The sequence below is a fragment of the Stenotrophomonas sp. HMWF003 genome, assembly GCF_003061285.1.
GTDB lineage: Bacteria > Pseudomonadota > Gammaproteobacteria > Xanthomonadales > Xanthomonadaceae > Stenotrophomonas > Stenotrophomonas maltophilia_AP.
On sequence record NZ_QAIW01000342.1, the window covers coordinates 4,331 to 13,324 of the forward strand.

11 protein-coding genes are annotated in these 8,994 nt (G+C 66.7%); 6 read left to right on the forward strand and 5 right to left on the reverse strand.

Features of this window, described 5'->3' with window-relative positions:
- Positions 1–137: 137 nt before the first annotated feature.
- Together DBR34_RS13725 and DBR34_RS13730 are read left to right on the forward strand one after the other, a co-directional pair.
- Positions 138–692, forward strand: coding sequence for a PH domain-containing protein (locus DBR34_RS13725; RefSeq protein WP_128097207.1), 555 nt, complete (start codon positions 138–140; stop codon positions 690–692).
- Between the two features lie 9 nt (positions 693–701).
- Complete coding sequence (locus tag DBR34_RS13730; protein WP_128097208.1) at positions 702–1,511, forward strand: M15 family metallopeptidase; 810 nt, start codon at positions 702–704, stop codon at positions 1,509–1,511.
- A gap of 264 nt (positions 1,512–1,775) precedes the next feature.
- Here DBR34_RS13730 and DBR34_RS13735 read toward each other — a convergent pair whose 3' ends face one another.
- The 5 genes from DBR34_RS13735 to DBR34_RS13755 form a co-directional block, all read right to left on the reverse strand.
- The gene (locus DBR34_RS13735; RefSeq protein WP_128097209.1) at positions 1,776–2,450 is read right to left on the reverse strand and encodes a DNA-3-methyladenine glycosylase; all 675 of its coding nucleotides are present in this window, start codon (positions 2,448–2,450) and stop codon (positions 1,776–1,778) included.
- A gap of 1 nt (position 2,451) precedes the next feature.
- Complete coding sequence (locus tag DBR34_RS13740) at positions 2,452–2,823, reverse strand: DUF423 domain-containing protein (protein WP_128097210.1); 372 nt, start codon at positions 2,821–2,823, stop codon at positions 2,452–2,454.
- Between the two features lie 103 nt (positions 2,824–2,926).
- On the reverse strand, positions 2,927–4,006 hold the full coding sequence (locus tag DBR34_RS13745; RefSeq protein WP_128097211.1) for an SRPBCC family protein: 1,080 nt from the start codon (positions 4,004–4,006) through the stop codon (positions 2,927–2,929).
- A 315-nt stretch (positions 4,007–4,321) separates the two neighbouring features.
- Positions 4,322–4,963 (reverse strand): response regulator transcription factor, encoded by a 642-nt coding sequence (locus DBR34_RS13750; RefSeq protein WP_038689731.1) that lies wholly within the window; start codon positions 4,961–4,963, stop codon positions 4,322–4,324.
- Positions 4,964–4,974: 11 nt separating this feature from the next.
- Complete coding sequence (locus DBR34_RS13755) at positions 4,975–6,165, reverse strand: histidine kinase (protein WP_128097212.1); 1,191 nt, start codon at positions 6,163–6,165, stop codon at positions 4,975–4,977.
- Positions 6,166–6,302: 137 nt separating this feature from the next.
- Here DBR34_RS13755 and DBR34_RS13760 point away from each other — a divergent pair, with 137 nt between their 5' ends.
- Genes DBR34_RS13760 through minE form a run of 4 tightly spaced genes read left to right on the forward strand, consistent with a single transcriptional unit; the run spans position 6,303 to position 8,803 of the window.
- Positions 6,303–6,899: a GNAT family N-acetyltransferase gene (locus DBR34_RS13760; RefSeq protein WP_128097213.1), complete on the forward strand. Its 597-nt coding sequence runs from the start codon at positions 6,303–6,305 to the stop codon at positions 6,897–6,899.
- A 13-nt stretch (positions 6,900–6,912) separates the two neighbouring features.
- Positions 6,913–7,695, forward strand: coding sequence for a septum site-determining protein MinC (gene minC, locus DBR34_RS13765; RefSeq protein ID WP_128097214.1), 783 nt, complete (start codon positions 6,913–6,915; stop codon positions 7,693–7,695).
- 35 nt (positions 7,696–7,730) lie between these two features.
- Positions 7,731–8,540, forward strand: a complete 810-nt coding sequence (minD, locus tag DBR34_RS13770) for a septum site-determining protein MinD (protein ID WP_038689737.1) — start codon at positions 7,731–7,733, stop codon at positions 8,538–8,540.
- A gap of 2 nt (positions 8,541–8,542) precedes the next feature.
- Positions 8,543–8,803, forward strand: coding sequence for a cell division topological specificity factor MinE (gene minE, locus DBR34_RS13775; protein ID WP_017355894.1), 261 nt, complete (start codon positions 8,543–8,545; stop codon positions 8,801–8,803).
- Positions 8,804–8,994: the final 191 nt, after the last annotated feature.

The following is an 8,994-nucleotide window of genomic DNA, read 5'->3' on the forward strand; positions in this document are numbered from 1 at the left end:
AGCTTCAAGTACTACCCGCCGTTGAACCACCTCGGCATCGCCGGCGAAGGACCGGGCTCGCTGCAGGAATACAGCCGCCCCGGCCACGTGCTGCCGGCGCTGATCGATGACGTGGCCGCGTGGATCGGGGCGCAGCCATGAGTGCGACGCGCGCGACCGATACGGTCTTTGCCGTGGCCCCGGCGCCGGTCTGGCGCCTGCTGTGGCTGTGGGTGCCGATGCTGGCCGTGGCGGCGCTGATCGTGGCCACCACGTTGCAGTCGGCCCAGCGCACCCCGCACGAACTGGGCCTGACGCTGCCGTTCCTGGCGGTGCTTACCGCGGTACTGAGCGCGGCGTATTTCCGCCGCCGCATCCAGCTGCAGGGCCGCGACCTGGAGGTGGGGTCCACGTTCTATCGCAAGCGGGTGGCGGTGGATGCGCTGCAACTGGACCAGGCGCGGGTGGTGGACCTGGCCGAGCATGGCAGTCTCAAGCCGGTGATCAAGACCAATGGCTACGGCATGCCCGGCTTCCTGTCCGGGCACTACCGCATGCGTGACCGGCGCAAGGCGTTCTGCCTGCTCACCGATGCCAGCCGCGTGCTGTACCTGCCGCTGCGCGACGGCAGCGTGCTGATGCTCAGCCCGGAAAAACCCCGCGACCTGTTGGCGGCCCTGCAGGCGCTGGCCGCGCCCGGGCGCACGCACTAAGCTGGTCGCATGCGCCGTCCCCCTGCCCTGTTGATTAACACCGCCGACATCGAACTGTGGCCCGGCGGCCTGCTGCGCGCACGCAGCAACGCCGACGCGCGCGCGCTGGCCCAGGCGCGCTGGGTACTGCGGCGCAAACGCGATGGCCGCTATCTCGCTGTTGCCAGCGCACACGGCGTACTGCCGCTGGTACCGCGTCTGATGCGCGAGGACGGCATGGAGGCCGCGCTCGACGCGCTGGACCAGCAGGCGCTGGCCCCTGGCCGCCACGCGGTGGCCGATAGCACGCTGCTGCCACTGAGCGGCCTGCAGCAGCGGCTGGCGCAGCTGGAGATCGATGCAGACGGCTATGAAGCCGCCACCGGGCTGGTGCTGGAAGCCGAACCGGCCCAGCTGCACCTGGCCGGCTTCGATCGCTACCGGCGGCCCCTGTGGTTGCGCCGGTCCGCCGCACGCGGCTGGCAGCGCCTGCAGTTGGCCGCCGCCGCCGACGGCGTCGCGCTGGACGCGATTTCCGGCTACCGCAGCCATGCCTACCAGCTGGGTATTTTCGAGCGCAAGCGCGCGCGCGGACTTGCCGTGGCCGACATCCTGCAGGTCAATGCCGCCCCCGGCTACAGCGAACACCACAGCGGCTTCGCGCTGGATATCGGCACGCCCGGCGAACCGCCGGCCGAAGAAAGCTTCGAACACACCGCCGCGTTTGCGTGGCTGCGGGACAATGCCGCGCGGTTCGGTTTCCAGCTGAGCTACCCGCGCGACAACCCGCACGGCATCGTCTACGAGCCGTGGCACTGGCGCTGGCTGACACCCACGTAGAGCCGGGCTCTGCCCGGCTGGTTGGCTGGCATGGCCTTGCCGGGCAGAGCCCGGCACTACGGATGGCGGAATCCCGCGTAGAGCCGGGCTCTGCCCGGCTGGTCTTGGTTGGCATGGCCTTGCCGGGCAGAGCCCGGCACTACGATTGCCTTGCCGGGCAGAGCCCGGCACTACGATTGCCTTGCCGGGCAGAGCCCGGCACTACGATTGCCTTGCCGGGCAGAGCCCGGCACTACCGGCGGGCAGCCTTGGCCCTGCCGTTGGTCAATCCTGCGAGCGGTTGGTTGTTTCTTTGGCGTCGGCGCTGAAGTCGGCGATGCGCCACAGGTACAGGCTGGCGTAGGTGCGGTACGGGCCCCATTTTTCGCCGCGCGCCTGTAGTTCCTTCGGGGTGGGCATGGCCTCGGCCTTGTCCACGCGCTGGGCGCCCTTGCGGATGCCGAGGTCGTCGATGGGCAGGATGTCCGGGCGGCCGAGGCGGAACATCAGCATCATCTCCACGGTCCAGCGGCCGATGCCGCGGATCGGCACCAGCGCGTCGATGATCGCGTCGTGCCCCATCACCGACATCCGGCGCAGGTCGGGAATCTGGCCGTCGGCCTCGCGCCGGGCCAGGTCGCGCAGCGCCAAAGCCTTGTTGCCCGATACCCCACAGACGCGCAGTGCGGCATCGTCGATCCGGCCCAGCGTATCGGCGTGCAGGCGCTGGCTGCCGATGGCCACTTCCACCCGCCCCACGATGGTCGAGGCGGCCTTGCCACTGAGCTGCTGGAACAGGATCGCGCGCGCCAGCGCATCGACCGGGTCGAAGCGTTTGGACCAGCCCGCCGGGGCCTCGATCGGACCCAGCCGTTTCATCCACGTGCCCAGGCGACGGTCCCGCCGGCTCAGCCAGGCGTGCGCCTCCTCTACGTCGAAGCCGCGGCTGAAGCGTGGCATGTCAGCGGCGCAATGCGTTCAGGCCGTAGGCCAGCCAGCCCAGCATCAACGCGGTGCCGCCCACCGGGGCCAGCTGCGTGCTGAGCTTCCACAACGCCCCGGCCACCAGGCTGCCGGAGAACAGCAGGGTGCCGATCAGCAGCACGTACAGCGCCAGCTTGCCCACGCTGTTCTGCTGGGTGGGCCCGAGGACCGCCAGGGCCACGCCGTGGCCGAACGCGTACAGCGCGGCGGTGGTCACGTGCGACTGTGCCACCGGGTCGGCGATGCCGTGCGAGGCGTAGGCCGACAGGCCTACGGCCGTGGCGGCCAGCAGGCCACCGAAGCAGGCCAGCAGGGAGGGTTTGCGTGCGCGTCGTTCCAGGTTGAGCATGCGGACATCCTTCGAGGAATGCTCCGCGGGCGGAGCAAAAAAAAACGCGCCGCAGGAAGCGGCGCGTTTTTCGTCGTGCGTTACATCACCGGTGACCGTCGGTTTACTTGACGGCCCAGTAGATGTCGTACGTGCCTTCCGGCGTGAACGACTTGTCCACGCCGTCCTTCCAGGACTCGTACGGACGGTCGATCACTTCGTTGCCGTTGGTCACCGACCACGCGCGCAGGGCGTTGCGGGCGATGTCCAGGCCAGCCATGTGGCCGGTGTAGGCCGCGTGGGCCGAACGGTGCGGGGCCACGTGCACGTACTTCACCGGGGCACCGGCGTCGATCTTGACGGTCAGGGCATCGGCAGCAGCACCCTGGGTGCCCTTCTTCTTGACCGGCTGGGCCACGTCGAAGGCGTACTTCTCGGCGCCGAAATCGGTGGTGATGATGCGGAACGGACCGGCGGCTTCGAGGTCATTGGCCTCCATCACGCGCTTGATCCACTCCTGGTTGTCCTTGATGGACTTGGTGATGGTTTCCTGACCGCGGTCGACGTTACCGGCGGTGACCACCAGCAGGTCTTCCACCGGGACGTCCACGATGGCCAGATCGGTCAGCGGGGCTTCGGCGGTGCGGTAATCGATGTTGGGCACGGTGGCCAGCATGTTGGCCATGCGCGACAGACCCAGCTTCAGGTCGTCACCAACGTGACGGCTGACATACAGACCCGCGTAACGGCCAAACAGGTTGAAGCCGTACTTGATGCTGTAGTCCTGGGTGATCTTGACGTTGCGGCCACCCTTGCCGGTCGGCTCCAGGGTGAAGCTGGTCTTCTTGTCGTGGCCCTTGGTCGGGTCCTCGATGGCGATGGACACCAGCTTGTTCTTCTCCGACTCGGTGATCTCCCAGCTGCCCTGGCCCAACGAGCTTTCCTTGGAAGAATAATCCAGACGTGCGCCAACGCCGGCAGCGGGGCCGGAGAGCTTCAGTTCAACGGCGGGATCGCGCAGCAAGAGCGGGTTCCAGTCCTTGAAGCGGCGCAGGCTGTTGACCGTGTCGAACACGATCGTCATCTTGCGGTTGGTCTCGATGCTTTCGGAAATATGGCGCTCGCCCGGCAGACATACGCCAATGATGACGAACAGGCCAGCCACGATCCCCAAGGCGATCAGGAACTCGATAATACGGGTCATTCAGAAGTCTCCGGGGCCGATCCCACGGCCGGGTTGATTGAAGCGAAGCGCCAATCCTAGCAGGCTTCGCGGGTGTTGTAGATCAGGATTGGCGCACCGGTTTCCATGCCGGCAGCGGTTTTGCATAGACAAGGAGCGGAACGATAACGTATCGCGCGTGTCAGCACGTAGCGGTTCGGGAATATTTCTTTGCCGGATTCGGCCGAATGGGCCGTTTTCCGGCGCGCAGCCCTTGTGGCACAAGGGATCCGGCGCATATTCAGGATATTGCACAAAGACCACCGGCAGCGGCTTGCCGGTGGCCCTGGCACGGCCTCAGACCAGCTGCAGCTCGAACGCCTTCAATACCGCGCGGGTGCGGTCGCGGACGCCCAGCTTGGACAGGATGTTGGACACGTGGTTTTTGATCGTGCCCTCGGCCACGCCCAGTGAATTGGCGATCTCCTTGTTGGAGAAGCCGCTGGCCATCAGCCGCAGGATCTCGGTCTCGCGGTCGGTCAGCGGGTCGGGCCGGTCCAGGCTGACGAATTCATTGCGCATGTGCTCCAGCCCGGACAGCAGCCGCTGGGTCACCGCCGGCTGCACCAGCGAACCGCCGTCGGCCACGGTGCGGATCGCGCCCACCAGCTGTTCCAGGGTGACGTCCTTGAGCAGGTAGCCCTTGGCACCGGCCTTGAGCCCGGCCAGCACCAGCTGGTCGTCGTCGAAGGTGGTCAGGATGATGGTCGGCGGCAGCTGGCCCAGCCGGGACAGCATCTGCAGCGCCTCCAGCCCGGACATCACCGGCATGCGCATGTCCATCAGCACCACGTCCGGACGGATCTGCGGGACCACCTCGACCGCCTGGCGGCCGTCGGCGGCCTCGGCGACCACTTCGATCCCGTCGTCGAGCGCCAACAGCGAGCGGATCCCCTGCCGCACCAGGGTTTGGTCGTCGACCAGGCAGACGCGAATCATCAACGAACTCCTCATGTAACAGGGGCCAGCATCAACACTGGCGCGCCGGGAACCGAGGCGCGCAGGCGGAAGCCCTGACCCCGGCGGGTTTCAATCTGCAGCTCACCGCCACATTGATACAGGCGTTCACGCATGCCGCGCAGGCCATTGCCGACCACGATGCCGTCCGCGCCCACCCCGTCATCATGCGCCTGGATGACCACCTCGCCTTCACTTTCACGCCTTACCTGGATCCACAGGTTGCGTGCGTTGGCGTGGCGCACCGCGTTGGTGATGATTTCCTGGGTGCAGCGCAGCAGCACATGGGCGCGCTCGGGGTCTTCCACGTTCAGCGGTTCGGCGATGTCCAGGTGGATGTCCAGCGACGGCACCTGCTCGGTGAGCGGGCGCAGCGCGGCGGCCAGGTCGATGGCGCCGCTGTCGCGGATCTGGCTGACGGCCTCGCGCACGTCGGTGAGCAGCAGCTTGGCCAGGGTATGGGCCTGGTGCACATGCTCCTGGGCCTGGCCGTCGGTGAGGTGCCCGGCCACTTCCAGGTTCAGGCTGAGCGCGGTGAGGTGGTGGCCCAGCAGGTCGTGCAGTTCCCGCGAGATGCGGGTGCGCTCGTTGACCCGGGCGCTCTCGGCCAGCAGCACGCGGGTGGCGCGCAGTTCGGTGTTGAGCCGGCGCTGTTCTTCACGGGCGTCGGTCTGCTGCCGCGCGACCAGGCTGGTCACGAAGATGAACATGGAGAACCCGCCATACAGCAGCGACTGCATCAGCGCCTCGAACAGCGGCATGCGCAGGATCAGGTAGTACACCGGCAGCACTGCCAGCTGGCTGAGCAGCAGCCACAGGACCCCGCCGCGCACCTGCAGCATCCACGGGATGACCCCGGCAGCCACCATCATCAGGATGCTGCCCAGGCCCGACCCGCTCAGGTAGCTCACGCCCAGCGCCGAGGTGGTGAGCAGCAGCAGCACCACCCGGTCGTACCAGGCCGAATGGCCGCCGCCGTCACGCAGGCCGCGGGTCAGCCAGAAGTAGCAGGCACCGAAGGTGAGGTAGGCGGTGAACAGCCACACCGCCCAGCTGTCCAGGCCGTCGCCGCGGTGGCGCAGCAGCGATTCGTACTGGGAATACACCACGGGCAGGCCGACCATGACCCAGGTGAACAGGCCGGCCAGTCGCAGTACTCGGGTTTGGCTCAGGTATCCCAGCATGGACGCATCTTAGGCTGAACCTGCGCCCCTGCACTCCCACATAAGTCATGGGCGGCGATTCGCCCGGGCCTGCCACCCGTGCAATAATCCGATGAGGGTCCCTTGATGGACCAACCGCGTTACCCCACGGAGTCACAATGTCGATTGTCATCCGCGACGTGCGCGAGCACGAGCTCGATTCCGTCCTGGCCCTGAACAACAATGCCGGCCTGGCCATCCTGCCGCTGGATGCCGCCCGCCTGCGCCTGTTCTATGAAACCGCTGAGTATTTCCGCGTCGCCGAGCGCGACGGCAACCTGGCCGGCTTTTTGATCGGCTTCGGCAGCGACAGCCAGCACGACAGCAGCAACTTCGCCTGGTTCCAGCAGCAGCTGGACAGCAAATTCTTCTATATCGACCGCATCGTGGTCGCCAGCCGCCGTCGCGGCGGTGGCGTCGGCCGTGCGTTCTATGCCGATGCACAGAGCTATGCCGAGCTGCGCTACCCGCAGATGACCTGCGAGGTGTTCCTGGACCACGGCGCCGACGCGGCGCTGCTGTTCCATGGCAGCTTCGGCTTCCGCGAGGTCGGGCAGAACAACATGGCCCACGTGGACGTGCGCGCCAGCATGCTGCTCAAGGACCTGTGCAGTTACCAGTGGGTGCACGACACCTACGGCGACCAGCTGCCGGACGTGCCCTGGGTGGGCCACCGTCGCGAGCCGCTGCGCGCGCATCGACCGACGGGGACCTGAGGTGGCGGCAAACATGGATTTTGAACAGGCCGGTGAACTGAAGATCGGCCAGGTGGGCATCGCCAACCTGCGCATCCGCACCTTGGATGTGGACCGCCTCACCCGCGAGATGCACGACCGCGTGGCGCGTGCGCCGAAGCTGTTCGGGCGCGCGGCGGTGATCCTGGATTTCGGCGGGCTCAGCCAGATCCCGGACGTGGCCACGGCCAAGGCCCTGCTGGATGGGCTGCGCAGCGCCGGCGTGCTGCCGGTGGCGCTGGCCTACGGCACCACCGAAACCGAGCTGCTGTCGCAGCAGCTGGGGCTGCCGCTGCTGGCCAAGTTCCGTGCGCAGTACGAACGCGCCGAGCTGGACGCGGTCCCGGCCGCCCCGCCGCCGGCCGCCCCTGCGCCTGCACCGGAACCGGCACGGCGTGCCCGCGCGGCCACGCCGGCCGCCGTGCCGGCCACCCCGGCCAAGGCACCGCAGCCGGGTCGCATGCAGACCAGCAACGTGCGCTCGGGCCAGCAGCTGTACGCAGAGAACTGCGACCTGACGGTGATGGCCACGGTGGGCGCGGGTGCCGAGGTGATCGCCGATGGCAGCATCCATATCTACGGTACGCTGCGGGGCCGTGCCCTGGCCGGTGCCCAAGGCAACACCACGGCACGTATATTCTGCCGTGAATTCCATGCTGAACTGGTCGCCATTGCCGGCCATTACAAGGTACTGGACGATGTTCCGGACACGCTGCGCGGCAAGGCCGTGCAGGTGTGGCTGGAGCAGGACCAGATCAAGATCGCGGCGCTGGACTGATCCGGCGCCCAACCATATGAATCAGGAGAAGTCCTTTGGCTGAAATCATCGTAGTCACTTCCGGCAAGGGCGGCGTGGGCAAGACCACCAGCAGCGCCAGCCTGGCATGCGGCCTGGCGCGGCGCGGCAAGAAGGTGGCGGTGATCGACTTCGACGTCGGCCTGCGCAACCTGGATCTGATCATGGGGTGCGAGCGCCGGGTGGTGTACGACTTCGTGAACGTGGTCCACGGCGAGGCGACGCTCAAGCAGTCGCTGATCAAGGACAAGCGCTTCGACAACCTGTACGTGCTCGCGGCCTCGCAGACCCGTGACAAGGATGCGCTGACCCAGGAAGGCGTGGGCAAGGTGCTGAAGGACCTGGCCGCGGACGGGTTCGAGTACATCATCTGCGACTCGCCGGCCGGTATCGAGAAGGGTGCGTTCCTGGCGATGTACTACGCCGACCGTGCGGTGGTGGTGGTGAACCCGGAAGTGTCGTCGGTACGCGACTCGGACCGGATCATCGGGCTGCTGGATTCGAAGACGCACAAGGCCGAATCGGGCCAGAACGTGCCGGCGTTCCTGTTGCTCACGCGCTACAGCCCGGCCCGGGTGGAAAGTGGCGAGATGCTGAGCATTACCGACGTTGAGGAAGTGCTGGGCCTGAAGGCCATTGGCGTGGTACCCGAGTCGGGCGACGTGCTCAATGCGTCCAACAAGGGCGAGCCGGTGATCCTGGACCCCGAATCGGCGGCGGGCCAGGCCTATGAAGATGCGGTTGGCCGCATTCTTGGCGAAGAGCGTCCGATGCGCTTCACCACCGTGGAGAAGAAAGGCTTCTTCAGCAAGCTGTTCGGAGGGTAAGCATGGGACTGTTCGATTTCCTGAACCGGAAGAAGACGACGGCCGAAACGGCGAAGAACCGCCTGCAGATCATCATTGCGCAGGAGCGCAGCCATCGCGGTGGCCCAGATTACCTGCCGCTTCTGCAGCGTGAGCTGCTGGAAGTGATCAAGAAGTACGTGAACATCGACGCGGATGCGGTGAAGGTCGATCTGGTGAAGGACGGGGAGCACGATGTGCTCGATATTTCCGTCGCCTTGCCGGAAGGCCCGCAGCAGCCCTGAGCCTTGTCGCCCCTTCCGGTTGGGAGGGGCGGTTGAATGCATGCCATGACCACCGACGTTGCCACCGCCGATGTGCAGGTCACCTGCGTTGGCGATATCCACTTTGACGATGCCGTTGCCCTGCTGGCCGCGCACGACCTGCGGCTGCACCGGGTAGACGCGGCCGCGCCGATTCCAGGCAGTTACTGGGG